Source organism: Streptococcus sp. 3.1 (assembly GCF_016648915.1).
Lineage (GTDB): Bacteria > Bacillota > Bacilli > Lactobacillales > Streptococcaceae > Streptococcus > Streptococcus salivarius_E.
The window spans coordinates 24,198-49,369 of record NZ_JACLQV010000016.1 but is presented as its reverse complement, the minus strand read 5'-3'; the positions used below and the strand labels follow the sequence as shown (position 1 = coordinate 49,369).

20 protein-coding genes and 4 pseudogenes are annotated in these 25,172 nt (G+C 40.1%); 23 read left to right on the top strand and 1 reads right to left on the bottom strand.

The window, feature by feature from the left end; genetic code table 11:
• Positions 1 to 185: 185 nt before the first annotated feature.
• A pseudogene (locus H7U02_RS11630) lies at positions 186 to 251 on the top strand (DNA-3-methyladenine glycosylase I); the annotation flags it as partial.
• A gap of 81 nt (positions 252 to 332) precedes the next feature.
• Here the strand turns inward: H7U02_RS11630 and H7U02_RS09085 are convergent.
• A complete protein-coding gene (locus H7U02_RS09085; protein WP_037599404.1) occupies positions 333 to 596 on the bottom strand; it encodes a SemiSWEET family transporter in 264 nt (87 codons plus the stop codon).
• 204 nt (positions 597 to 800) lie between these two features.
• On the opposite strand from H7U02_RS09085, the pseudogene H7U02_RS09080 reads away from it, so the two are divergent.
• The 22 genes and pseudogenes from H7U02_RS09080 to recN all read left to right on the top strand — a co-directional run.
• Positions 801 to 1,767: pseudogene (locus H7U02_RS09080) on the top strand (IS256 family transposase); the annotation flags it as partial.
• Between the two features lie 156 nt (positions 1,768 to 1,923).
• Positions 1,924 to 2,062, top strand: a pseudogene (locus tag H7U02_RS09075) (IS256 family transposase); the annotation flags it as partial.
• 208 nt (positions 2,063 to 2,270) lie between these two features.
• Positions 2,271 to 7,070 carry a glycoside hydrolase family 70 protein gene (locus tag H7U02_RS09070; protein ID WP_060972383.1) on the top strand — a complete coding sequence of 1,600 codons (4,800 nt, stop codon included), beginning with the start codon at positions 2,271 to 2,273 and terminating at the stop codon, positions 7,068 to 7,070.
• 140 nt (positions 7,071 to 7,210) lie between these two features.
• Positions 7,211 to 8,380 (top strand): annotated as a pseudogene (locus tag H7U02_RS09065) (FtsW/RodA/SpoVE family cell cycle protein); the annotation flags it as partial.
• A 377-nt stretch (positions 8,381 to 8,757) separates the two neighbouring features.
• Positions 8,758 to 9,996 carry a GTPase HflX gene (gene hflX, locus H7U02_RS09060; protein ID WP_003096966.1) on the top strand — a complete coding sequence of 413 codons (1,239 nt, stop codon included), beginning with the start codon at positions 8,758 to 8,760 and terminating at the stop codon, positions 9,994 to 9,996.
• Entirely contained in the window at positions 9,989 to 10,630 is a 642-nt protein-coding gene (locus H7U02_RS09055) for a hypothetical protein (RefSeq protein ID WP_021144310.1), read from the top strand. The genes hflX and H7U02_RS09055 overlap by 8 nt, the downstream gene beginning before the upstream one ends.
• A gap of 31 nt (positions 10,631 to 10,661) precedes the next feature.
• Positions 10,662 to 11,591, top strand: a complete 930-nt coding sequence (gene rnz / locus H7U02_RS09050; protein WP_002884122.1) for a ribonuclease Z — start codon at positions 10,662 to 10,664, stop codon at positions 11,589 to 11,591.
• Positions 11,591 to 12,358, top strand: coding sequence for an SDR family NAD(P)-dependent oxidoreductase (locus H7U02_RS09045; protein ID WP_201043218.1), 768 nt, complete (start codon positions 11,591 to 11,593; stop codon positions 12,356 to 12,358). The genes rnz and H7U02_RS09045 overlap by 1 nt, the downstream gene beginning before the upstream one ends.
• A gap of 11 nt (positions 12,359 to 12,369) precedes the next feature.
• The gene (locus H7U02_RS09040) at positions 12,370 to 12,525 is read left to right on the top strand and encodes an SAM-dependent methyltransferase (protein WP_201043216.1); all 156 of its coding nucleotides are present in this window, start codon (positions 12,370 to 12,372) and stop codon (positions 12,523 to 12,525) included.
• Positions 12,526 to 12,628: 103 nt separating this feature from the next.
• Positions 12,629 to 13,033: a GNAT family N-acetyltransferase gene (locus H7U02_RS09035; RefSeq protein WP_201043215.1), complete on the top strand. Its 405-nt coding sequence runs from the start codon at positions 12,629 to 12,631 to the stop codon at positions 13,031 to 13,033.
• Between the two features lie 311 nt (positions 13,034 to 13,344).
• On the top strand, positions 13,345 to 15,546 hold the full coding sequence (recJ, locus tag H7U02_RS09030; protein ID WP_201043214.1) for a single-stranded-DNA-specific exonuclease RecJ: 2,202 nt from the start codon (positions 13,345 to 13,347) through the stop codon (positions 15,544 to 15,546).
• 119 nt (positions 15,547 to 15,665) lie between these two features.
• On the top strand, positions 15,666 to 16,184 hold the full coding sequence (locus tag H7U02_RS09025; protein ID WP_002890753.1) for an adenine phosphoribosyltransferase: 519 nt from the start codon (positions 15,666 to 15,668) through the stop codon (positions 16,182 to 16,184).
• A 172-nt stretch (positions 16,185 to 16,356) separates the two neighbouring features.
• Entirely contained in the window at positions 16,357 to 17,301 is a 945-nt protein-coding gene (metA, locus tag H7U02_RS09020; RefSeq protein WP_060972377.1) for a homoserine O-acetyltransferase MetA, read from the top strand.
• A gap of 71 nt (positions 17,302 to 17,372) precedes the next feature.
• Positions 17,373 to 18,071 (top strand): DnaD domain-containing protein, encoded by a 699-nt coding sequence (locus H7U02_RS09015; RefSeq protein ID WP_110980940.1) that lies wholly within the window; start codon positions 17,373 to 17,375, stop codon positions 18,069 to 18,071.
• Positions 18,071 to 18,715 carry an endonuclease III gene (nth, locus tag H7U02_RS09010; RefSeq protein WP_110980939.1) on the top strand — a complete coding sequence of 215 codons (645 nt, stop codon included), beginning with the start codon at positions 18,071 to 18,073 and terminating at the stop codon, positions 18,713 to 18,715. The genes H7U02_RS09015 and nth overlap by 1 nt, the downstream gene beginning before the upstream one ends.
• Positions 18,716 to 18,842: 127 nt before the next feature.
• A complete protein-coding gene (locus tag H7U02_RS09005; protein ID WP_002890759.1) occupies positions 18,843 to 19,604 on the top strand; it encodes a hypothetical protein in 762 nt (253 codons plus the stop codon).
• Between the two features lie 186 nt (positions 19,605 to 19,790).
• On the top strand, positions 19,791 to 21,119 hold the full coding sequence (gene xseA / locus H7U02_RS09000) for an exodeoxyribonuclease VII large subunit (RefSeq protein ID WP_013990727.1): 1,329 nt from the start codon (positions 19,791 to 19,793) through the stop codon (positions 21,117 to 21,119).
• Positions 21,109 to 21,324: an exodeoxyribonuclease VII small subunit gene (locus tag H7U02_RS08995; protein WP_110980938.1), complete on the top strand. Its 216-nt coding sequence runs from the start codon at positions 21,109 to 21,111 to the stop codon at positions 21,322 to 21,324. Before xseA ends, H7U02_RS08995 begins: the two co-directional genes overlap by 11 nt.
• Positions 21,324 to 22,196, top strand: a complete 873-nt coding sequence (locus H7U02_RS08990; protein ID WP_110980937.1) for a polyprenyl synthetase family protein — start codon at positions 21,324 to 21,326, stop codon at positions 22,194 to 22,196. Before H7U02_RS08995 ends, H7U02_RS08990 begins: the two co-directional genes overlap by 1 nt.
• Positions 22,189 to 23,016, top strand: coding sequence for a TlyA family RNA methyltransferase (locus tag H7U02_RS08985; RefSeq protein WP_110980936.1), 828 nt, complete (start codon positions 22,189 to 22,191; stop codon positions 23,014 to 23,016). Before H7U02_RS08990 ends, H7U02_RS08985 begins: the two co-directional genes overlap by 8 nt.
• Complete coding sequence (locus H7U02_RS08980) at positions 23,003 to 23,449, top strand: arginine repressor (RefSeq protein ID WP_002890762.1); 447 nt, start codon at positions 23,003 to 23,005, stop codon at positions 23,447 to 23,449. Before H7U02_RS08985 ends, H7U02_RS08980 begins: the two co-directional genes overlap by 14 nt.
• Before the next feature lie 8 nt (positions 23,450 to 23,457).
• Positions 23,458 to 25,128 carry a DNA repair protein RecN gene (gene recN, locus H7U02_RS08975; protein ID WP_110980935.1) on the top strand — a complete coding sequence of 557 codons (1,671 nt, stop codon included), beginning with the start codon at positions 23,458 to 23,460 and terminating at the stop codon, positions 25,126 to 25,128.
• Positions 25,129 to 25,172: the final 44 nt, after the last annotated feature.

The window sequence follows — 25,172 nt, the reverse complement described above, 5'->3', positions numbered from 1 at the left end:
TCGACGTCTAGCGTCCAACATACTTTGATAAAATTCCATCTAAAACAGGTGTCTTGCCAGTTTTTTTACGGCGTCTAGCGCCAAAAGAAGCCACGACTTCACAAGACACCTCTACTTTAACACAAAGAAAAAGTAGTGAGTACTCACTCCCGTCGGAGATTTCTTCACTACTAATCTTAGTATGTTTTCTACAGGCGGCAGGTCTAGTTGATGACCATGAGAATGATTGTGAATGGAAAAGCGGAAGTTAGTGAGTGCAGCGTTTAATTATCTGAGAATAGAGAAAAAGCTGAGAAACTCATCTCAGCTTTTTATACATACTATTAAATTTGTTAAAGTGAAGTCAAAAAAGTGAGTCCACCCAAAATCACACCAGCTGAGTTTGGAATAATTAGTATCCAATCTTTCTTGGGTTCTTTTGTCCATCCATAAAGAACCCAAATTAAACAAGATACTGCTGCGGATAAAGGCTGGAATGGTTGAGCTTTGTTGCCTTGTAAATTGGCAAAAATTTGTGGGATGTAGGCGATAAATACAATAATCCCGATAAAGGCCCCAATGGAACCGACAATTTGATTTATTTTTTGTTTAGTCATATATACCTCCAATTGTAGAGTATCAAAATGATTGAAAATAGGCAAGGAATATGGTCATTTGTTGTTATTTTCTGTACAAAATAGAATAAAATGTTTATATCTATATTTTGCAGAGGATAGTATACAATATGTTCTGTAAACACAAAAAGGAATAAATCCGTTATAGTAGAGTTGCGAAACATTACTAGAAAGAGATTTATTCCTATGACTCAGTTTAGCACAGAACTACTTAACTTCTTAGCCCAAAAGCAAGATATTGATGAATTTTTCCGTACTTCTCTTGAAACGGCGATGAATGATCCGCTTCAAGCAGAATTGTCAGCCCTTTTAGGGTATGAGCCTTACGATAAAGTAGGCTATAATTCTGGTAATAGTCGTAATGGAAACTTTAGTCCAGCTTTGATCCCCTCTTATGGACGTCGAGATGACCACTTGGAAGAGATGGTTATCAAACTCTATCAAACCAGCGTAACGACTCGAGAAATTAGCGACATCATCGAGCGAATGGATGGTCATCACTATAGTCCTGCCACAATTTCTAATATCTCAAAAACAACTCAGGAGAATGTCTCTGCTTTTCATGAGAGAAGCTTAGAAGCCAATTACTCTGTTTTATTTCTTGATGGAACCTATCTTCCATTAAGACGTGGAGCCGTTAATAAAGAATGTATTCATATCGCACTTGGCATTACACCAGAAGGACAGAAGGTTGTTCTTGGATATGAAATCGCCCCAAATGAAAACAATGATTCATGGTCCACCCTGTTAGATAAGCTTCAAAAACAAGGCATTCAACAGGTTTCTCATGTAGCGACCGATTGCTTCAAGGGGCTTGAGCAGATGATCAGTCAGGCTTACCCATTAGCTAAACAACAACGTTGCTTAATTCATATTAGTCGAAATCTAGCTAGTAAAGTGAAACGAGCAGATAGAGCGGTTATTTTGAAGCAATTTAAAACGATTTATCGTACTGAAAATTTAGAAATAGCAGTCCTAGCTTTGGAGGACTTTATCGCTGAATGGAAACCAAAGTATAGGAAAGTCATGGAAAGTCTGGAGAATACGGATAATCTTTTAACTTTTTATCAGTTTCCCTACCAGATTTGGCACAGCATTTATTCGACAAACCTCATTGAGTCTCTTAACAAAGAAATCAAACGTCAAACGAGGCTGGGACAATAGTCCTAGCCTCTTAATTGTCTTTGGATTGTCGAGCAAGACGCAGTGGTTGAGTGGGCTCTACTACGCTGATTTCATCAGTTTTTACAGCCCTACTCAACTGTGCGGAGGTGTGACGACGAAATCGACTTCTAACGAATTACCGATTTCTGTCCCACTCTCCTAACGAGGAGGCTCTGGAACGTTATTTAGTTACTTTGTTTGAAAATTATAATTTCAAGCAAAGTCAACGTATCCACAAAGGGTTTGGCCAATGTGCTGACACACTTGAAAGCTTATTTGATTAACATTCTTCAACTCTACTTGAGTGTTTACACAAAATTATTGACAGTATCCAATTCGATTACATGACAATTATTTAATCTTTCATTAAGATAGTAAAAAACTCGTTAAAATAAGATTTATCAAGTTTTTTTGGCGCTAAAAAATGATATAATGAATGAGTCTTTAAGGTGTAGATTTTTAGACAAAAAATATATTGGGGAAAAATTGAATATGGAAAATAAAGTACGCTATAAACTGCACAAAGTGAAGAAGCAATGGGTTACTTTAGCGGTTGCTTCAGTAGCCTTGGCTACCATTGTTGGTGCTAGTGTTACCACGTCTTCACTTGTTTCGGCAGAAGAAATAAATAATACTAATGGATCACCTTCAACAACTACAGTCGGGGAAAATACAAATCCTGTGGTTGAAAAAGAGGTAGGCACAACAACAGAGGTGGCAAATACTTCAAATGCCACAACAACAGACCGAGCAGCAGTTACTGCTGATAAACCAGCTGAAACGACAGTTCAACCAAATTCAGGAGCAACTAGTGATAGAGCTGCAGCAGTAGAGGTTGAAGCCAAACCTGAAACGACTGCTAAGCCAGAAGTAGCCGCTAAACCAGAAACAGCTACAACATCTGAAGTAGCTGCAAATGCTGGAGTAGCCGCTCCAACGACTGAGAAGTCTAAAGAGCTTTCTGAAGCTGAAATTAAAGCTGCAGTCTCACTCGATAATATTAAAAAAGAAAAAGATGGTAAATATTACTATCTTTTAGAAGATGGATCACATAAGAAAAACTTTGCCATTACTGTAAATGGTCAGGTCCTTTATTTTGATGAGAATGGTGTCCTTTCAAGCACATCAACTTATTCATTCACACAAGAAACAACAAATCTTGTCACTGATTTTACTAAAAACAATGCTGCTTACGATTCAACAAAAGCAAGCTTTGAACTTGTTGATGGTTATTTGACAGCTGATAGTTGGTACCGTCCAAAAGAAATCCTTGAAGCAGGAACAACTTGGAAAGCGTCAACTGAAAAAGATTTTCGCCCACTTTTGATGTCTTGGTGGCCTGATAAGGATACTCAAGTAGCTTACTTGAACTACATGACTAAGGCTCTTAGCAATGGTGAAGAAACAAAAGATGTCTTTACGATTGAAAATTCTCAAGCTAGCTTGAATGCCGCTGCTCAAATCATTCAACGTAAGATTGAGGTTAAGATTGCTGCTAATAAGTCAACAGACTGGTTGCGTCAGTCAATCGAGGCCTTTGTTAAAGACCAAGATAAATGGGACATTAACTCTGAATCTCCAGGTAAAGAACACTTCCAAAAAGGGGCTCTCCTCTTTGTTAATAGTGATTTAACGAAGTGGGCTAACTCAGACTACCGTAAACTTGACCAAACGGCAACAAGTCGTTTGGCAAACGATAAGATCAAGAGTGGTAGTGATGCTGGTTATGAGTTCTTGCTATCAAGCGATATCGACAACTCAAACCCAATTGTGCAAGCTGAAATGCTTAACCAATTGTATTACTTCATGAACTGGGGACAAATCGTCTTTGGTGACAAGGACAAAGATGCTCACTTTGATGGTATCCGTGTTGATGCTGTGGACAATGTCAGCATCGATATGCTTCAATTAGTGTCTTCATACATGAAGGCTGCTTACAAGGTCAATGAGTCTGAAGCACGTGCCCTTGCTAATATCTCAATTCTTGAAGCTTGGTCTCAAAACGACCCATATTATGTGGACGAACATAATACAGCTGCCCTTTCTATGGATAATGGTCTCCGTTTGTCTATTGTTCATGGATTGACTCGTCCAGTAACTAATAAAGGTACAGGTGCTCGTAATGCATCAATGAAGGACCTTATTAACGGTGGTTATTTCGGTCTTTCAAACCGTGCGGAAGTTACATCATATGATCAACTTGGTTTTGCAACCTATCTCTTTGTTCGTGCACACGACTCAGAAGTTCAAACGGTTATCGCAGACATTATCAGCAAAAAAATTGATCCTACAACAGATGGATTTACTTTTACATTAGATCAATTGAAACAAGCTTTTGACATTTATAATGCTGATATGTTGAAAGTGGATAAGGAATATACGCATTCAAATATTCCTGGAGCTTATGCTTTGATGCTTCAAACAATGGGTGCAGCAACACGTGTTTATTATGGAGACTTGTATACTGATAATGGTCAGTACATGGCTAAGAAATCACCATACTTTGATCAAATCACAACTCTTCTTAAAGCGCGTCCTAAATATGTAGCTGGTGGACAAACATCTTATATCCACAATCTTGCTGGAGATGGCGTATCGTCTGCTAAAGACAATAAAGAAGTTTTGGTTTCTGTCCGTTATGGTCAAGATTTGATGTCTAAGACTGATACAGAAGGTGGAAAATACGGTCGTAATTCTGGTATGTTGACCCTCATTGCTAATAACCCAGATTTGAAATTAGCAGATGGTGAAACAATTACTGTAAATATGGGTGCAGCCCACAAGAACCAAGCCTACCGTCCACTCTTGCTTGGTACGGATAAAGGTATCGTGTCCTCATTGAATGATTCAGATACTAAGATTGTTAAATACACAGATGCACAAGGAAATCTTGTCTTCACAGCTGATGAAATCAAAGGCTTTAAGACTGTTGATATGAGTGGTTACCTTTCAGTTTGGGTACCAGTAGGTGCGACTGACGATCAAAACGTTCTTGCCAAACCATCAACAAAAGCCTACAAAGAAGGGGATAAGGTTTATAGCTCTTCTGCAGCACTTGAAGCACAAGTGATTTACGAAGGTTTCTCAAACTTCCAAGACTTTGTCAAAGAGGATAGTCAATATACTAACAAATTGATTGCAGCTAACGCAGACCTCTTCAAGTCATGGGGTATTACGTCATTTGAGATTGCACCTCAATATGTCTCATCTAAGGATGGCACTTTCCTTGATTCTATTATTGAAAATGGTTATGCCTTCACAGACCGTTACGACTTTGCCATGAGCAAAAATAATAAATATGGTTCAAAAGAAGATCTTCGTGATGCCCTCAAGGCTCTTCACAAACAAGGTATTCAAGTCATTGCTGACTGGGTTCCAGACCAATTGTATACTCTCCCAGGTAAAGAAGTAGTGACAGCTACTCGTACAGATACGCATGGTAAGGTGCTTGATGATACTAGCTTGGTTAATAAGCTCTATGTGACAAATACCAAGTCATCAGGAAATGATTTCCAAGCACAGTATGGTGGGGCCTTCCTCGACAAACTTCAAAAACTTTATCCAGAAATCTTCAAAGAAGTTATGGAAGCGTCAGGTAAGACAATTGATCCATCTGTGAAGATTAAACAATGGGAAGCTAAGTACTTTAACGGTACAAACATCCAAAAACGTGGTTCAGACTACGTTCTCAGCGATGGTAAATTGTACTTCACCGTTAACGATAAAGGTACCTTCCTTCCAGCTGCCTTGACTGGTGATACAAAAGCTAAAACTGGATTTGCTTATGATGGTACAGGGGTAACTTATTATACAACATCTGGTACTCAAGCTAAGAGTCAATTTGTGACATATAATGGCAAACAGTACTACTTTAACGATAAGGGTTACCTTGTAACTGGTGAACAAGCTATCGACGGTTCAAACTATTTCTTCTTGCCAAATGGTGTTATGTTTACTGATGGTGTTATTAAAAATGCCAAAGGTCAATCATTGGTTTATGGTAAGTCAGGTAAATTGACGACTCAAACTGGTTGGAAAGAAGTTACTGTTAAAGATGATAGTGGTAAGGAAGAGAAATTCTACCAATACTTCTTCAAAGGTGGCATCATGGCTACTGGTTTGACTGAAGTAGAAGGTAAGGAAAAATACTTCTATGACAATGGTTACCAAGCTAAAGGCATCTTCATTCCTACAAAAGACGGCCACTTGATGTTCTTCTGTGGCGATTCAGGTGAACGTAAGTACTCAGGCTTCTTTGAACAAGATGGTAACTGGTACTACGCTAATGATAAGGGCTATGTTGCCACTGGATTTACTAAGGTAGGTAAACAAAACCTTTACTTCAATGAAAAAGGTGTTCAAGTTAAGAATCGCTTCTTCCAAGTTGGTGATGCCACTTACTATGCAAATAACGAAGGTGATGTTCTTCGTGGTGCGCAAACCATCAATGGTGACGAGCTCTACTTTGATGAGTCAGGTAAACAAGTTAAAGGTGAGTTTGTGAACAATCCTGATGGTACGACTTCATACTACGATGCCATTACAGGTGTGAAACTTGTGGATACATCACTAGTAGTTAATGGTCAAACCTTTAATATCGATGCTAAGGGTGTTGTGACTAAGGCACATACACCAGGCTTCTATACTACTGGGGACAACAACTGGTTCTATGCAGACTCACATGGACGTAATGTCACAGGTGCTCAGGTCATCAATGGTCAACACCTCTACTTTGATGCAAATGGTCGTCAAGTTAAGGGTGGCTTCGTAACGAACACTGACGGTAGTCGTTCATTCTACCATTGGAATACTGGTGATAAATTGGTATCAACCTTCTTCACTACCGGTCATGATAGATGGTATTATGCTGATGATAAGGGAAATGTCGTTACAGGAGCTCAAGTGATTAACGGTCAAAAACTCTTCTTTGCTACTGATGGTAAACAGGTTAAAGGTGACTTTGCAACAAATGCGAATGGCAGCCGTTCATACTACCATGGAGCTACTGGTAATAAGTTAGTCTCAACCTTCTTCACTACTGGAGACAACAACTGGTACTATGCTGATGCCAAAGGTGAACTTGTTGTTGGCGAACAGACGATCAACGGCCAAAACCTTTACTTTGACCAAACTGGTAAGCAAGTGAAAGGTGCAACAGCTGCGAATCCTGATGGCTCAATCTCTTACTATGATGTTCATACAGGGGAAAAGGCTATTAATCGTTGGGTTAAAATTCCTTCAGGGCAATGGGTATACTTTAACGCTCAAGGAAAAGGCTACGTGTCAAATTAAGATTAATGAATGAAAGAAGTCAATCACTTTTTGTGGTTGCTTTTTTCGTAAAAAATTGTCAAACTTTTATACATTCAGGTCATTTGTCTGGCCAAAAAGTGGTATAATAACTCTTGCTAAATCTTTATTTTGGAGTACACATGGCTAAGTCAAAAAATACTATTGAAAGTCGGATAGATTACTCGATTCTCTTGCCAGTCCTTATTCTACTACTGGTTGGTCTGGTCTCGGTATTTATCGCGACAAATTTTGATTACCCAAAGAATCTTGTGCAAGTCATGTCTCAGCAAGTACTATGGATTTTTCTAGGTTCAGTACTTGCTTTTGTTGTCATGTTATTTAATACAGAGTTTCTTTGGAAGGCAACCCCCTGGCTCTATATTTTTGGCCTGGGACTTATGGTTCTACCTCTCGTTTTCTATTCACCTGCTTTGGTTGCCTCGACAGGGGCAAAAAACTGGGTCAGCATTGGATCAGTCACCCTTTTCCAACCATCAGAATTTATGAAGATATCCTACATCCTTTTTCTTTCGAGAATAGGTGTTTGGGCTAAACAAGGAAAGGAAGTAACTGAACTTCAAGATGACTGGTTGCTACTTTTCCAATATGTAGCGGTCACGCTTCCTGTCCTAGGTTTACTGGTTCTTCAAGGTGATATGGGGACAGCCTTAGTCTTCCTCGCTATTTTAGCAGGTATAATAGTTGTTTCGGGGATATCCTGGCGTATTATCTTGCCGGTAGTTCTAGCTTTTGCAGTGGGATTAGGCTTGTTTGTAATGGTATTTACCACAGATTGGGGTAAGGAAGCCATGCTCAAGATGGGGGTGCAAACCTACCAGATTAACCGTATCTCAGCTTGGTTGGATCCTTTCACTTATGCAGATGGTATCGCCTTTCAACAGACACAGGGGATGATTTCGATTGGTACTGGAGGAATCTATGGTAAAGGCTTTAATCATCTGGAGTTGAACGTACCGGTTCGTGAGAGTGACATGATTTTCACAGTTATTGCGGAAGACTTTGGTTTGGTAGGTGGTGGATTGGTTCTTCTAACCTATCTCTTCCTTATTTATCGCATGTTGCGGGTGACATTCAGGTCTAACAATCGTTTCTATACCTTTATTTCGACAGGTTTTATCATGATGATTGTCTTCCATATTTTTGAAAATATTGGGGCAGCAGTGGGAATTCTTCCTTTGACAGGTATTCCTTTGCCCTTTATTTCTCAAGGGGGGTCATCACTCATCTCTAACTTGATTGGTGTTGGTTTGGTGCTTTCAATGGCTTATCAAACCAACCTCAACGAGGAAAATAAAATTCTCCTGGCTATGTCTCGTCGTATGCGTACGTCTGGAACTAGTCAAGTGAAACCTGTTTCTAAGAGCAAGTCTAAGAAAAATAAGCCTTCGAAGAGTGTTACTAAGGCCTCTCAAGAATTGGTCAAGGCTAAAGATAAGGTTGATAAGGCCACTGAGAAAATGCGTCAAACCATTTCTCAAAATACGCCAAGCATTCATCAAGGCAAGCGTCGTAAGGGTTCGAAAAAGAAACCGACACGTAAACATTAAGAGAAAACAAGTTGGTTAATCCAACTTGTTTTTCTTTGAAAAAAATTAAGGTCTGTGACCTTTTCTTTGCCCCTGCCTGTGGTATAATAAAAGTTGACTATTTTGAAAAGGGGTTTGCTATGATAGAGACAGCCAAACAGCAAGAACGTGCTATTTTAGTAGGTGTTGAATTGCAAGAAACAGAGCATTTTGACATGTCAATGGAGGAACTTGCCAGTCTTGCCAAAACTGCAGGAGCAGAGGTTGTAGCTAGCTATACCCAAAAACGTGAACGCTATGATAGTAAGTCTTTCGTAGGTTCAGGAAAATTAGAAGAAATCAAGGCCATGGTGGATGCGGATGAGATTACTACGGTCATTGTCAATAACCGTTTAACACCTCGTCAAAATACCAATCTTGAAGCAGCATTTGGCGTAAAAGTTATTGATCGTATGCAATTAATTTTGGATATCTTTGCCATGAGGGCTAGAAGCCATGAAGGGAAACTTCAGGTTCACCTAGCTCAACTAAAATACATGTTGCCCCGTTTAGCTGGTCAAGGGATTATGCTCAGCCGTCAAGCAGGGGGCATTGGTAGCCGTGGACCTGGTGAAAGTCAATTGGAGCTCAATCGTCGTTCGATTCGTAACCAGATTGCTGATATTGAACGCCAGTTAAAGATTGTTGAGAAGAACCGAGAAACCATTCGCGAAAAGCGTGTTGATTCAAGTACCTTTAAAATTGGTTTGATTGGTTATACCAATGCTGGGAAATCAACGATCATGAACCTTATGACGGATGATAAGCAATATGAGGCTAATGAACTTTTCGCGACCTTGGATGCAACAACTAAGAAAATTTACTTAAAGGATCAGTTTCAAGTGACCTTGACAGATACGGTTGGTTTTATCCAGGATTTGCCAACAGAATTGGTTGCTGCCTTTAAGTCAACGCTTGAAGAAAGTCGTAATGTGGACCTCCTTTTGCATGTCATTGATGCGAGTGATCCTAATCACGAAGAGCATGAAAAGGTGGTCTTAGACATTCTCAAAGACTTAGACATGACTGATATTCCTCGACTAGCAATCTACAATAAGATGGATGTAGCTGATAATCTAGTAGCAACAGTCTTTCCTAATGTTCGCCTCTCAGCACGTGACAAGGGAAGTCGTGAGGCCCTCAGAAGACTCTTGATTGATGAAATTCAACAGATTTTTGAACCCTTTAGTATTAAGGTACATCAGGATCAAGCTTATAAACTTTATCAGTTGAGTCAATTGGCCTTGCTAGATAGCTACACTTTTGAGACAGAAGTGGAAGAAATTACAGGTTATATTTCACCGAAAAATAAATGGAAATTGGAAGAATTTTATGACTGATTATATGGATTTAGCTTTAAAATATGGTGGTTTTACAAGTTTAGATAAGGTCTATTTAGAAAATACCTTGTCAGACCTTTCTGACAGTCAAAAATTGGCTTTCATTACGCCACCACCAAGCGTGATTAATGCTTATTTTGCAGAGATTTACCAAAAACAATCTCCTGAAGCAGCGACGGAATACTATTTGGACCTTTCAAAGGAGTTGAACCTCTTTAACCCTGAACCATCTTTTGATGAGCACAAGCCTTTTATTCGTCTCAATCTGTCAGGAAAATCTTATGGATTTTGCTATGAAAATGCTGATGAGGTGGCCTTAGTCTTTGCCGAGCATTTAGAGGTTCCAACGGCTAGCATTTTGTTTGAGCTTGCTCAAGTTTTCCCGCAGTATAAGGTTTATCTTGAAGGCACTCAAATTAAGATGACCAAGGTTGATTTTGATGAAGAAGTATTGGAAGAGTTAACACCTGAGACACAGTTACTTAGTCGTGTAACTAAATTGAAGGGAAATGTCATTAAGTTGGCTAGCTTCAATCAAGACGAATTAGTGGAACTTTTGTCTCAATATAAAGGGCAAACTGTTTATTATGGCTTTGCTCAGCGTGAATGCCTGGCTTATATTGTCCAGAAATAAGAAGAACGATAGATAGAAAGTATAGGAAGTCATGGAATTACAATTTTTAGGGACGGGTGCCGGGCAGCCCTCCAAGGCCCGTAACGTGTCGAGTCTGGTTCTGAAGTTACTCGATGAAATCAATGAGGTCTGGATGTTTGACTGTGGAGAAGGTACCCAACGTCAGATTTTAGAAACAACAATCAAACCTCGTAAAGTTAAAAAAATCTTTATCACACATATGCATGGAGACCATATCTTTGGCCTACCTGGTTTCTTGGCTAGCCGTTCTTTCCAATCGAGTGAAGAACAAACAGATTTAGAGGTTTATGGTCCAGTCGGCATTAAACAATATGTTATGACTAGTCTTCGTACCTCTGGAACACGCCTCCCTTACCATGTGCATTTTAAGGAAATTGATGAGCATAAGCTTGGCTTGGTTATGGAAAATGACAAGTTCGCTGTTTATGCAGATAAGTTGGATCATACCATTTTTTGTATTGGTTACCGTGTGGTTCAAAAGGATCTTGAAGGAACCTTGGATGCTGAGGCCCTTAAAGCAGCAGGTGTACCATTTGGTCCGCTTTTTGGTCAAATTAAGAATGGGCAAGATGTGGTCCTTGAAGATGGAACAAAAATCATTGCCAAGGACTTTATTTCCGCACCTAAGAAAGGTAAGGTTATCACTATCTTAGGTGACACTCGTAAGACGAATGCCAGTGTTCGTCTTGGCTTGGGAGCAGATGTCTTGGTGCACGAGTCTACTTATGGTAAAGGTGACGAAAAAATTGCCAAGAGCCATGGGCATTCAACCAACATGCAAGCAGCACAGGTCGCTAAAGATGCGTCAGCTAAACGTCTTCTTCTAAATCACGTATCAGCACGTTTCTTAGGGCGTGATATCGGTAAGATGGCAGCAGATGCTAAAACAATTTTCGAAAACACCCACATCGTTCGTGACTTGGAAGAGGTAGAAATTTAATGGCTAAACAACGTATTATTGCTATTACTGGTGCCTCAGGAGGCCTTGCTCAAGAAATTGTCAAGCAGCTCTCACCCAGTGATGGTATTATCCTCTTAGGACGAGACAAGGACAAACTTGAGAAATGTTATCGTCATGTGGAAAATAAAACCTGCCTTGCCATTGACCTAAGAGACGACAAGGCCATTAAAGAGATGGTCGATTATCTCTATCAACGATTTGGACGTATTGACGTCTTTATCAATAATGCTGGTTTCGGTGAATTCAAGTCTTATGATAACTACACTAGCCAAGAAGTACGTGATATGTTTGATATCAATACCTTTGCGACGATGACCTTTTCACGTTTGATGGCTGAGAAAATGGTGGAGCAAGGCCATGGTCATATCATCAACATCGCCAGTATGGCGGGGAAAATTGCGACAGCCAACTCAAGTGTCTATGCAGCGACAAAGTTTGCGGTAATTGGTTTTTCAGATGCCCTGCGTCTAGAGCTGGCTGATAAAGGAGTCTATGTGACAACAGTCAATCCTGGTCCAATTGAGACATCTTTCTTCAATCAAGCTGATCCCTCTGGAGCTTATCTTGAGAGTGTTAAGAAATTTGTCCTCAGTCCAAAATACGTGGCTAAAAAGATTGTCCGTATTCTGGGTAAAAACAAACGTGAAGTCAATCTACCACGACTCTTAGCAGTTGCCCATAAAGGCTATACGCTATTTCCACACATCTCGGACAAACTAGCTACCAATGTGTTTAACTACAAATAGGAGGATACTAGATGGCAGCTAATATTCAAGCCTATTTAGAAAATCTCCAGCAACCCTGGGGTCAAATCTATTATGATATTCTTTTTGACCAATTACAGGACATCAAGGGAAAGCGAATGCTTGATTTTGGCAGTGGCTTTGGCCCTGTATCCAACCACCTAGCGTAAGAAAATAGAGTCCTAGCTGTGGAACCCAATGAGGAAATGGTAGGTTTACGGGCTCAGGAAAACCCCTATTAGCAACTAGTCGGAAGTTTGGAGAGGAGTTAAGATGTTAAATTATAAAAAAGAGATTCCAGCGATAACAGACCTACTCGCACTGTACAGTTCAGTCGGCTGGACCAATTATACTAACAATCCAACCATGTTGGAAGAAGCTGTCAAAGCCAGTCTCTGGCAGTTGGCGGTCTATGATAAGGAAGAGTTAGTAGCCTACATTCGCTTAGTAGGAGATGGCCATTCTGTCATTTTTGTACAGGACCTCTTGGTGCGACCAGATTACCAGCGCCAAGGCATTGGCACGAAACTCTTAGAAGAGGCTTTAGCGACTTTCCCCAATGTCTATCAACGGCTCCTTGCCACTGATCGTAGCGAGAAAAATTTAGCCTTTTACCAATCCTTGGGATTTGTCGAACTTTCAGAGCAAGCTTGTACAGGGATGATTTATAAATATTGATGTAGAGGATTTCCAAATAGGGGATCTTTTTCTTGTTTTTCCTAATACTACTTGAAAATGATAGTAGAATAGAGTTAGTTAACGTAAAGAGGAGAAGGGAATATCTGAGAAAACACAAGTCAAAAAGGGCACAATATCCAGACTATTATTTTGTCTAGAAAAGCAGGTCTTGATTGGAAATGTACCACGAGTCTAAACACCTTCCGATGTTTTCCATTTTCTTTTTAGGAAACTTAGGTTTCTATCCACTATGATAAATTTATTCATGTTATAATATGATGACTAGAGAACAGGGAGAAAATATAAGTAACATGATTACATCAACGTATGATTGGAAAATAAACACAAAAGAGCCAGATGCTGGCTTTTTTAAACTTGCCAAAGAACATGGGCTGGCAGAAACTGCAGCCAAGATTGCCTATGAACGGGGCATTACGACAGAAGATGCTCTTGAAGACTTTCTAAAGGCTGATTTATCACACCTTCATGATCCTTATCTTCTTCATGATATGGATAAGGCAGTGGCTAGAATTCGTCAGGCCATTGAAAATTATGAACAAATCTTAGTCTATGGAGACTATGATGCAGATGGTATGACATCAGCATCGATTGTCAAGGAAGCTCTTGAAATGATGGGCGCTGAGGCTCGAGTTTATTTGCCTAACCGTTTCACAGATGGTTATGGGCCAAATGAAAGTGTCTACAAGTACTTTATTGAGCAGGAAGGCATTTCACTCATTGTTACAGTGGATAATGGGGTAGCGGGTAATGAGGCTATTGCTTATGCGCAGGAGCAAGGTGTAGACGTTATCGTTACAGACCATCACAGTATGCCGGCACAGCTTCCAGATGCCTATGCCATTGTCCATCCAGAGCATCCAGATGCCGATTATCCTTTTAAGTATTTGGCAGGTTGTGGTGTAGCTTTCAAATTGGCAACTGCCCTCCTTGAAACTATTCCTACTGAGATGTTGGACTTGGTAGCTATTGGTACCATTGCTGATATGGTTAGCCTAACGGATGAAAATCGTATTATGGTCAAGGTCGGCCTGGAAATTCTAAAGACTACTGAGCGTATTGGACTGCAAGAGTTACTCCGTATTTCAGATGTAGACCCAACAACGATTTCTGAAGAAACGGTAGGATTTAAGCTGGCCCCTCAACTCAATGCCTTGGGGCGCTTAGATGATCCAAATCCAGCCATTGAACTGCTGACCGGATTTGACGATGAAGAAGCCCAAGCCATTGCTCTGGAAATCAATGCTAAAAATGAAGAACGTAAGGAAGTTGTTCAAAAAATCTTTGATGAAGCCATGACTATGGTGGATTTGGATAAACCTGTTCAGGTTTTGGCCAAGGAAGGTTGGCATCCTGGCGTTCTAGGTATTGTGGCGGGGCGTATCATGGAACAAATCAGTCAGACAGTAGTGGTTTTGAATATTGAAGATGGCTTGGCTAAGGGTTCCGCTCGTAGTTTGGAATCTATCAATATCTTCCATGCCCTTGATGACCACCGAGACATCTTTACTGCTTTTGGAGGACATGCTGGAGCGGCGGGGATGACCCTTCCTGAAGAAAATCTTGGACGACTATCAGAGATTTTGTGTCATTATGTCTACGATAATGACATTGATACGAGTGCCAAAAATACGTTAAATTTAGACGAGGAGCTCCAACTCAGTGAGCTTAGCTTGGATACCATTAAGAGCCTAGAAAAACTAGCACCTTTTGGTATGGATAATAAAAAGCCAGTCTTTTGGCTACATGATATTACCGTTACTCAAGCTAGGACTATGGGACAAAACGGAGCCCATCTTAAGTTTAAAGTTAAGCAAGGCAAGGATAGCTTTGATGTTGTCGCTTTTAACAAAGGTAATCTTCTTCAAGAATTCCAACAAGCTCAGGGTTTGGAATTGGCAGTGACCTTGTCTGTTAATGTTTGGAATGGTCAGACAACGCTCCAGCTCATGCTAGAAGATGCGCGTGTGGATGGTGTTCAATTATTTGATTTTCGCTCAAAAAACATGGCACTGCCTGAAGGCCTACCAACGGTAGAAGAAGCATCAGACACTGAACCTGCGGTTGTCCTCAACACCTTACCTGATTCAGCGACAGAAGTAAAAGAGTGGTTTGAAGGTAAGGATTTCCAAGCGATATACTTTAAGAATAGCATCAAACAGGCCTATTATCTGACCGGCTATGGAACCAGAGAGCAGTTCGCAAGGCTTTATAAGACCATCTACCAATTCCCAGAATTTGATGTCCGCTATAAACTAGATGACCTCAGTCATTACCTTAAAATTGATAAAATTCTCCTTATCAAGATGATTCAGATTTTTGATGAATTGGATTTTGTGACTATTGATAATGGTGTTATGACAGTCAATAAAGAAGCTGAAAAACGTGAGATTGAGGACAGCAAGATTTTCCAAGATCTTAAACATCTCGTCAAGTTCCAAGAACTTATGGCTTTAGGGACACCACAGGAAATTTATGACTGGCTTTATAAGTAGGGGGAGTACTTAATCCAAAGGATTCGTCTCGAAATGAGGGTTAGCATTTTCTAAATCTGAAGATTCATGCTATAATGGTATGTAAATATTTTTTGGCGAAAAGCCTATAGGAAGAACAAATGAAATTAGAAGATTATATTGCATCTATTGAAAACTACCCTAAAGAAGGGGTTACTTTCCGTGATATTAGTCCTTTGATGGCTGATGGAAATGCTTATAGCTATGCTATCCGTGAAATCGTTCAGTATGCGACTGATAAGAAGATTGACATGATTGTTGGTCCTGAAGCGCGTGGTTTCATCGTTGGTTGTCCAGTTGCTTTTGAACTTGGTATTGGCTTTGCTCCAGTTCGTAAACCTGGTAAATTGCCACGTGAAGTGATTTCAGCAGATTACGAAAAAGAGTATGGTGTTGATACACTTTGTATGCATGCTGATGCAATCAAACCAGGTCAACGTGTACTTATCGTTGATGATCTCTTGGCGACTGGTGGTACCGTCAAAGCTACAATTGAAATGATTGAGCGCCTAGGTGGTGTCGTTGCTGGCTGTGCCTTCTTGATTGAGCTTGATGGTCTTAATGGACGCAAAGCTATTGAAGGTTACGATACTAAAGTATTGATGAACTTCCCAGGATAAATCTATCTATGAATTAACCAAAGGCCTTAGGGCCTTTTTAACTCTTTTAAAACAAAGGTGGCCTCTCAATATAGTTAAAAGCTATAGCTAACTAGAGAAAATATATATTTGATAACAATACCTCCCCGGTTTATAATATGAAGATAGAATAAATAAGGATGGAGATATTGTTATGCCTATAAAACTTGATAATAAGTTACCAGCTCTTGATGTATTGCGTTCGGAAAATGTCTTCATCATGGATGAGAACAGAGCTAGTAGCCAGGATATTCGACCAATGGAGGTCTTAATCCTAAATCTTATGCCAACTAAAGAAGTTACAGAAACTCAGTTACTTCGTCTTTTAGCTAATACGCCACTTCAAATTAACGTCGAGTTTCTTTATATGGCTAGTCATAAGTCAAAAAATACACATGCCGAACATATGGAAACCTTCTATAAGACTTTTGATGAAATTAAGCATAAGTATTATGATGGTCTCATTGTAACAGGTGCACCTGTTGAGCAAATGCCATTTGAGGAAGTGGATTATTGGCAAGAATTAACACAAGTTTTTGATTGGTCTAAAAAGCATGTTTATTCAACCCTCCATCTGTGTTGGGGAGCTCAAGCAGGTCTCTATTATAAGCATGGAGTCGACAAGGTTCCATTGTCAGAGAAATTATCTGGTATCTATAAACAAACGGTTGACATGCCTGAAAACTTCCTTATGAATGGCTTTGATGATAGCTTTGTGTCACCACACTCACGCTATACTGAGGTTAGGCTCGAGGATATTAAAAACAAGACGGATTTAGATATTGTTGTGTCAGGACCAGAAGTTGGCTTATCCATTCTAGCAAGTAAGAATCTTCGTGAAGTATATAGTTTTGGTCATTTTGAATATGACCGTGATACTCTGGCAAGAGAATACCGAAGAGATTTAGATGCAGGCATTAATCCAGATGTACCGGCAAACTATTTCCCAGAGGATGATCCAAGTCAGGAGCCTAAACTTCGTTGGAATCTTGCGGCATCTGCTTTCTTTAGCAATTGGATTAACTATGCGGTATATCAAGAAACACCTTATCGTTTAGAAGAGTTGGAAGACGATTTTTCATTCTACGGTTATTTGTAGTAGACAGTCTCAAAAGACTTATGTGAGAGCATTTGACTTTTTGGGGTGTCTAGCTACTCTGAAAGGTAAATATGAGTTTTTTTGAACAGTATCGATCAGGTAATCTGGTCCTTCCTAATGCTTTATTTTTCCACTTTAAGGATATTTTCCCATCTGCGGATGACTTTCTGGTTTGGCAGTTTCTCTATCTACAAACGACAACTCAGATTGGAGAAGTGGCTTCTAGTCAGATCGCGCAAGCAACTGGGAAGACGCCAACTGAAGTTAATAAAAGTATTACGACATTGACTGAGGCTGGACTTCTTGATTTCACGACTATTAAGATTAACAATGAAATTGAGATGGTTGTAGATGCCTCACCTGCCTTGGCAGTGTTGGACAAGTTAGTGAGCAATGAAAAGACAACGGCAGGGCCTGTCGTTGGTCAGCCAACAAATACCCAGCTCATCAAGCAATTAACCGATGAATTGGAACAAGCTTTGGGAATCTTGAATCCTATGGTTGTCGAAGATTTAAACAAGGAAATCCAAGAAGAACATACTGATCCCGAACTTATCCGTGAGGCTTTGAAAGAAGCAGTATTTAACCGCAAGACAAATTGGAATTATATAAAAGGAGTTCTTCGTAACTGGAAATTAAGTGGTATTACAACTAAAATTCAAGTTGAAGAGCGTCGCTTGGAGCATCAAGGTAAGAAGCACCATCATCAGGTTTCGGATGACTTCAAAACAGGAATGGATGCCGTCCGTCAATTATGGGGTGGCCAATAATGTTAGGAAGAAAACGTGTTAATGAGGCTCTAGCTCTCATGGGAGAGATGTTTCCCAATGCTCATGGAGAGTTGGAGTGGGAAACGCCTTTCCAACTATTAGTTGCTGTTATTTTATCAGCCCAGACAACCGATAAGGCTGTTAATAAGATTACACCAGCCTTGTGGGCGCGTTATCCAGAAATTGAGGATTTGGCTTCGGCTAATCTTGATGACGTTGAGATGTGTTTGCGAACGATTGGTCTATACAAAAATAAAGCAAAGAACATCATCAAGACTGCTAGAGCTGTTTTAATGAATTTTGATGGACAGGTTCCGAAAACGCGTAAGGAATTGGAAAGTCTACCTGGTGTGGGACGAAAAACGGCTAATGTGGTTTTAGCTGAGGTTTATGGCATTCCTTCGATTGCAGTAGATACGCACGTCTCACGTGTTTCCAAAAGGCTAAATATCGCCCCAGAGGATGCTAGTGTAGAGGAAATCGAAGCAGAATTGATGAAGAAAATCCCAAAGAAGGATTGGATTATCAGCCATCACCGTATGATTTTCTTTGGACGTTATCATTGCTTAGCTAAGAATCCGAAATGCCAGACATGTCCTCTTCAAAGTTATTGTAAGTATTATAAAGAAACAACCAAGAAATAAGCTGGAGAATGTGATTTTCTTCGGCTTTTTACAACTGTAAGAATTTGTTACAAACTAGTAACTTGACAAAAGTCTCAGGCTTTAAGAAAATAGAAGAAACGATTTAGAAGCAGGAGCGATTTAGTGAATGGCTGAATTCAGTAATGAAGAGTATCTGAGAGCCTTAGCTGATAATGGTGATAGAGAAGCAGCCAAAGAATATGAGCAAGCTTTGGATAATCGTATTTTTCAGTTGCAGATTTCATTGGCTCAAACGAGTGATCCACAGGGTCGTAGGGAAGTGCAAAAGCTCTTGGAACAAGAGGAAAAGAAAAAAAGGGACTACTTTCAAGAAAAAGAGGAAAAAGCTGTGAGCGAATTTAGACGTCGTAAAAATGAAACTACAAAGGGAAGAAAAGTTTCGAGTTTTGACAAACTCAAAGATCCTAAGAACATTAGATGGGTAATTGGAGTTGTTGCAGTACTTGCAGTGGTTATTCCTGTTGTTACCTTGATGTGGTATAGTAATAACCAAAAAGAGAGTGAAACAAATCCATGGAAAAACGGTCAGTTGGCAAAAAGTAAGGAAGCAGCTGCAGCATCATCTGATAATCAATCCTCTCAAGTTGATACCTCATCTTTGTCTGATCAACAGTTAGAAGACTGGGTTGTTTCTACCTATGCTAAAGAACAAGGTTCAACTGGAGAAAATTATAAAAATCTTGGTTGGAATGTTTATTCATGGACGGATGATGATGATAACCTAGTTTATGCTCAACTTTATGATGCCTATGGTAATGATGTTCTTCTTTTCCGTGTAGATAAGAAGGGACAACTCGAAGCCTATGGTGGTATTGACGGTTCAAGCGATTCTTGGGACGTTGTTTCAAAAACTTATACAACTGATTAATGAAACTATATAAAACACCTGACTATGGTGGTTGAGGCTGTCTTTTGACAGTCTTTTTTGGTATAATTTAAGGTAATCGTGTATACAATTAAAAAGCCGACTGAGAAGATTTGGGGATGATAGTTCTGCAGAACTTTTTTAATGTCTTCAGGTTTTCAAGGATAGCTTAAATAAAGGAGAGTTGTCGTGTCAGACTATTTATCGGTCACATCCTTAACCAAATATTTGAAAATGAAATTTGACCGTGATCCTTATCTAGAGAGGGTATATTTGACGGGGCAGGTTTCAAATTTTCGTCGACGCCCGAGTCACCAATATTTTTCGCTAAAGGATGAAGGAGCTGTTATTCAGGCGACGATTTGGGCTGGAGTTTTCAAAAAGCTTGGTTTTGAACTCGAAGAAGGGATGAAGATCAATGTCGTTGGTCGGGTCCAGATTTATGAGCCTAGTGGTTCTTATTCCATTATTATCGAGAAGGCAGAGCCAGATGGTATTGGGGCTTTGGCCATCCAGTTTGAGCAGCTTCGTAAAAAATTGACTGCAGAAGGCTACTTTGATGATCGTCATAAGCAAGCGCTGCCTAATTTTGTCAAAAAAATTGGGGTTGTCACGAGTCCTAGTGGTGCGGTTATTCGAGATATTATTACGACCGTTAGTCGTCGTTTTCCTGGGGTAGAAATCTTACTTTTTCCTACCAAGGTTCAAGGTGAAGGAGCTGCACAGGAAATTGCTGAAAATATCCAAAAAGCCAATCAAAGGGATGACCTAGATTTACTTATCGTTGGTCGTGGTGGAGGTTCTATTGAAGACCTCTGGGCTTTTAACGAGGAAATTGTAGTTCAGTCGATTTTTGAGAGTCGTCTCCCTGTGATTTCAAGCGTTGGCCACGAAACAGATACGACTTTGGCTGACTTTGTTGCAGATCGTAGAGCTGCTACGCCTACCGCAGCGGCAGAACTTGCTACTCCGGTATCAAAGGCTGATACCTTGGTTTGGATTCGTGAAAGACAAAATAGAGCCTATCAAGCCTGTTTGAGACGTATACAATATAATCAGGAACGCTTGGCCAAATTGTCACAATCTGTTGTCTTTAGACAACCTGAACGCCTTTACGATGGTTATCTACAAAAGTTGGATCGACTAACAACAAGGCTTGAAACCTTTATGAGTCAAGATTTCGCACGCAAACAAAAAGAAGCGGAACTTTTGAGACAACGATTACAAGGCTTAAATCTTCTAACTAGTGTTCAGAACTACCAAGACCGTCGAGAGTCTTTGCAACGTTTATTGGTGACTACAACTAGGAACACCATTAATGGTAACCGTGTGAGATTAGAAAAGGCACAGGATGCCTTATTGTCTCTAGATACTAGTCGTATTGTTGCAAGGGGTTATGCCATTGTCAAGAAAGATGATAAACCTTTAACAAGTACCAAGAATATTACCGAAGGTGATCAATTAACCGTCCAAATGAGAGATGGAGAACTAGAAGTAGAGGTGAAAAATGTCAACTAAAAAAACATTTGAGGAAAATTTACAGGACTTAGAAGCTATCGTCACTAAGCTCGAAACAGGTGATGTTGCTCTTGAGGATGCTATTGCTGAGTTCCAAAAAGGTATGGCCTTGTCTAAAGATTTGCAGAAGACCTTGAAAGATGCTGAAAAAACACTGGTTAAGGTTATGCAAGCAGATGGTACAGAAACGGAAATGGATGCCTAATGAGCAAGCTAAATAAAATTGATGTGGCTATCCGTGATTACTACCAAAAAAAGAATCTTCCTGTATCAAGTGATTTAATCACTGCCATCCTTTATTCAGTTGATAGTGGAGGCAAGCGTATTCGTCCACTGATTTTCTTAGATTTACTTGAAGGATTTGGTTTAGAGCTTACTCCTAGTCATTTCGATGTCGCAGCAAGTCTTGAAATGATTCATACCGGAAGTCTTATTCACGATGATCTGCCGGCCATGGATGATGATGATTACCGTCGAGGACGTTTAACCAACCATAAGAAATTCGATGAAGCAACGGCAATCTTGGCTGGAGATTCTCTCTTTTTGGATCCATTTGACCTCCTGGCTCAAACAGACCTATCCGCAGAAATTCGAGTTCAATTGATTCAAGCATTGTCTCATTCTTCAGGCACCTTCGGTATGGTAGGTGGTCAGATGCTGGATATGAAGGGTGAAGGTCAGGAACTTGATTTATCGCAACTGGCTAAGATTCATGAGCATAAGACAGGTAAGCTTTTAACCTTTCCTTTTGTGGCGGCTGGTATTGTTGCTCAAAAAGATGAACAGGTCTTGGAAAATCTTCAAGAAGCTGGTCGCCTAATTGGTCTTGCCTTTCAAGTACGTGATGATATTTTGGATGTGACTGCTGATTTCGAAGAACTTGGGAAGACACCTGGAAAAGATGTAGTAGCTGGAAAATCAACCTATCCGGCTCTGCTTGGTCTGGAAAAATCACATGCTATCCTCGAGGAATCACTTGATAAAGCTGAAGCAATTTTTCAAAATCTAGCTGATACTCAAGGTTTCAAGAAAGACAGTATTATAGAAATCATAGAAAGGTTACGACTCCATGCCTAAGGAAAGAGTAGACGTTTTGGCTTATAAACAAGGCCTTTTTGAAACACGAGAACAAGCTAAACGTGGCGTTATGGCTGGTTTAGTTGTTAATGTTATCAATGGTGAACGTTACGATAAACCCGGTGAAAAAATCGACGACGGTACAGAGTTGAAGCTTAAAGGAGAAAAACTCAAGTATGTGAGCCGTGGAGGACTCAAACTTGAAAAAGCTTTGGAAGTATTCAATCTGTCAGTTAAAGGCATGACGACCATCGATATCGGAGCTTCAACAGGTGGGTTTACCGATGTTATGCTTCAAAATGGGGCTAAACTGGTTTATGCTGTGGATGTCGGCACTAATCAGTTGGTTTGGAAATTGCGCCAAGATGAGCGTGTTCGTTCCATGGAGCAATATAATTTCCGTTATGCTGAACCTGTCGATTTCACAGAAGGACTACCGTCTTTTGCATCAATCGATGTCAGCTTCATCTCTCTTAATCTGATTCTACCGGCTTTGGCTAAGATATTGGTTGATGGGGGGCAAGTTGTTGCTCTTGTGAAACCACAATTTGAGGCTGGCCGTGAACAAATTGGGAAAAACGGGATTGTCCGTGAGAGCAGTGTCCATGAAAAAGTGTTAGAAACAGTGACTGCTTTTGCGATTGACTATGGCTTTTCAGTTAAGGGGCTGGACTTTTCACCTATCCAAGGTGGTCATGGTAACATTGAGTTTCTCGCACACTTGGAGAAGACAAATTCTCCTCAAAATGATGCTCAAACCTCTATTAAGGAAGTTGTAGCACAAGCACACAAGGAGTTTAAAAAGAATGAAGAAGAATGATCGTTTGGAGTTAATCCGAAAGATTGTCCAAGAAAATAAAATTACGACTCAAGGAGAATTGGTAAAATTACTCCAAAATGAGGGATTAAAGGCTACTCAAGCGACTGTATCGCGTGATATCAATGAAATTGGTATTACCAAAGTACCAACTGAAGATGGTTCTTACATCTATGGGCTCTCAACTGCTCCTAGACGAGTAGGTGGAACCTCTGTTGCGACTCGTCGCTTGTTGCGCGTTGATCGTCAACATGCCTTTATGAATATCGTTGTTCAACCTGGGACAAGTCGCCTCATCAAGAAGATTCTTTTAGATGAGTACAAGCATTTGATTTTTAGTGTTATTGCTGATGATGATACCCTCTTTTTAGTGGCTCAGTCAGAGTTAGCAGCTATCGAACTACAGGGGCAAATCATTAAGTGGGTTGAAGAATAGGAGGGCCTATGCTTCTCGAAATTACGATAAAGAATTTCGCAATTATTGAAGAGATTTCTCTAAACTTTGAGAATGGTATGACCGTCCTTACTGGTGAAACAGGTGCAGGAAAGTCCATTATCATTGATGCCATGAACCTTATGTTAGGTGCACGTGCCTCTAGTGAAGTTGTCCGTCATTCAGCACCTAAGGCTGAAATTCAGGGCTTCTTTTCAATCGAACAAAATCCTGCTTTGGTTAGTATTCTAGAAGATAATGGGATTCCTGTTGAGGATGAATTGATTATCCGTCGTGAAATCTTCCAAAATGGTAGAAGTGTTAGTCGCATCAATGGACAGATGGTCAATTTAACGACGCTTAAAGCTGTTGGGCACTTCTTGGTAGATATCCATGGACAGCATGACCAGGAAGAACTTATGAAACCTGCTCTGCATATTACCATGCTTGATGCCTTTGGTGACAAGGAATTTTTCCAAACTAAGAAAGAGTACCAGGAGTATTTTGACCGCTATCGTGAGTTAAGAAAAGCTGTTCTTGAAAAGCAGAAAAATGAGCAGGAGCATAAGGCTCGAATTGAAATGTTAGCATTTCAGATTGCAGAAATTGAAGCAGTCTCTCTAAAATCAGGAGAAGATTTGGCATTGATGAAGGAGCGAGACAAGCTTCTTAACCATAAGCAGATTGCTGATACCTTAACAAATGCCTATGTCATGCTGGATAATGAAGATTTTTCAAGCCTTTCAAATGTTCGTTCTGCCATGAATGACCTCCAGTCTCTTGAAGAGTATGACTCTGATTACAAAGAACTCTCTGGAAATCTATCAGAAGCCTATTATGTTTTGGAAGATGTCACTAAGCAACTAGGTGATTTTTTGGATAATCTGGACTTTGATGCTGGACGTTTGCAAGAGATTGAACACCGCTTAGATACGATTAATGCAATTACTCGTAAATATGGTGGAACTGTTGATGACGTCCTAGATTATCTGGAAAATTCAAGTAAAGAGTACAATCTTTTGACTGGCAATTCCAGCTCGTCAGATGCCATGGAACAAGAGCTTAAGCAACTTGAAAAAGACCTGCTTGCATCTGCAGAGACCCTACAAACGGCACGCCATCAAATTGCTACAGCCCTTGAAGCTGAGATTAAGAACGAGTTATGCGACCTTTACATGGATAAGGCTGATTTTAAAGTTACCTTTACTAAAGGGAAATTTAACCGTGATGGCAATGAGCAGGTTGAGTTTTACATCTCAACCAATCCAGGTGAAGGCTTTAAACCGCTTGTTAAGGTTGCTTCAGGAGGAGAATTATCTCGACTCATGTTAGCGATTAAGTCAGCCTTTGCCCGCAAAGAAGACAAAACAAGTATCGTCTTTGATGAGGTTGATACTGGCGTTTCAGGTCGTGTTGCCCAAGCCATCGCTCAGAAAATTCATAAGATTGGGAGTCATGGTCAGGTTTTGGCCATCAGTCACCTTCCGCAAGTTATTGCAATTGCTGATTATCAGTTCTTTATCTCTAAGGAAAGTGATAATGAGACAACTGTCTCTCGTGTGCGTCTCTTGACACCTGAGGAAAGGGTGCAAGAAATCGCTAAGATGTTAGCAGGTGATAATGTGACGGAGGCTGCCTTGAGCCAAGCAAGAGCCTTGTTAAAGGTAGATGACTCTCTTTAGAAAAAGACTTGGGAAAAGTTTTCCAGTCATGCTATAATAGAATA

Bases quoted from the DNA above. Each gene is read 5' to 3' on its own strand.
- H7U02_RS09040 (WP_201043216.1), top strand. From the start codon at position 12,370: ATGGCAGCTAATATTCAAGCCTATTTAGAAAATCTCCAGCAACCCTGG.
- H7U02_RS08980 (WP_002890762.1), top strand. From the start codon at position 23,003: ATGAAGAAGAATGATCGTTTGGAGTTAATCCGAAAGATTGTCCAAGAA.
- H7U02_RS08995 (WP_110980938.1), top strand. From the start codon at position 21,109: ATGTCAACTAAAAAAACATTTGAGGAAAATTTACAGGACTTAGAAGCT.
- H7U02_RS08985 (WP_110980936.1), top strand. From the start codon at position 22,189: ATGCCTAAGGAAAGAGTAGACGTTTTGGCTTATAAACAAGGCCTTTTT.
- nth (WP_110980939.1), top strand. From the start codon at position 18,071: ATGTTAGGAAGAAAACGTGTTAATGAGGCTCTAGCTCTCATGGGAGAG.
- H7U02_RS09005 (WP_002890759.1), top strand. From the start codon at position 18,843: ATGGCTGAATTCAGTAATGAAGAGTATCTGAGAGCCTTAGCTGATAAT.
- H7U02_RS09085 (WP_037599404.1), bottom strand. From the start codon at position 596: ATGACTAAACAAAAAATAAATCAAATTGTCGGTTCCATTGGGGCCTTT.
- metA (WP_060972377.1), top strand. From the start codon at position 16,357: ATGCCTATAAAACTTGATAATAAGTTACCAGCTCTTGATGTATTGCGT.
- rnz (WP_002884122.1), top strand. From the start codon at position 10,662: ATGGAATTACAATTTTTAGGGACGGGTGCCGGGCAGCCCTCCAAGGCC.
- H7U02_RS09025 (WP_002890753.1), top strand. From the start codon at position 15,666: ATGAAATTAGAAGATTATATTGCATCTATTGAAAACTACCCTAAAGAA.
- H7U02_RS08990 (WP_110980937.1), top strand. From the start codon at position 21,324: ATGAGCAAGCTAAATAAAATTGATGTGGCTATCCGTGATTACTACCAA.
- H7U02_RS09015 (WP_110980940.1), top strand. From the start codon at position 17,373: ATGAGTTTTTTTGAACAGTATCGATCAGGTAATCTGGTCCTTCCTAAT.
- H7U02_RS09055 (WP_021144310.1), top strand. From the start codon at position 9,989: ATGACTGATTATATGGATTTAGCTTTAAAATATGGTGGTTTTACAAGT.
- recN (WP_110980935.1), top strand. From the start codon at position 23,458: ATGCTTCTCGAAATTACGATAAAGAATTTCGCAATTATTGAAGAGATT.
- recJ (WP_201043214.1), top strand. From the start codon at position 13,345: ATGATTACATCAACGTATGATTGGAAAATAAACACAAAAGAGCCAGAT.
- H7U02_RS09070 (WP_060972383.1), top strand. From the start codon at position 2,271: ATGGAAAATAAAGTACGCTATAAACTGCACAAAGTGAAGAAGCAATGG.
- H7U02_RS09035 (WP_201043215.1), top strand. From the start codon at position 12,629: ATGTTAAATTATAAAAAAGAGATTCCAGCGATAACAGACCTACTCGCA.
- H7U02_RS09045 (WP_201043218.1), top strand. From the start codon at position 11,591: ATGGCTAAACAACGTATTATTGCTATTACTGGTGCCTCAGGAGGCCTT.
- hflX (WP_003096966.1), top strand. From the start codon at position 8,758: ATGATAGAGACAGCCAAACAGCAAGAACGTGCTATTTTAGTAGGTGTT.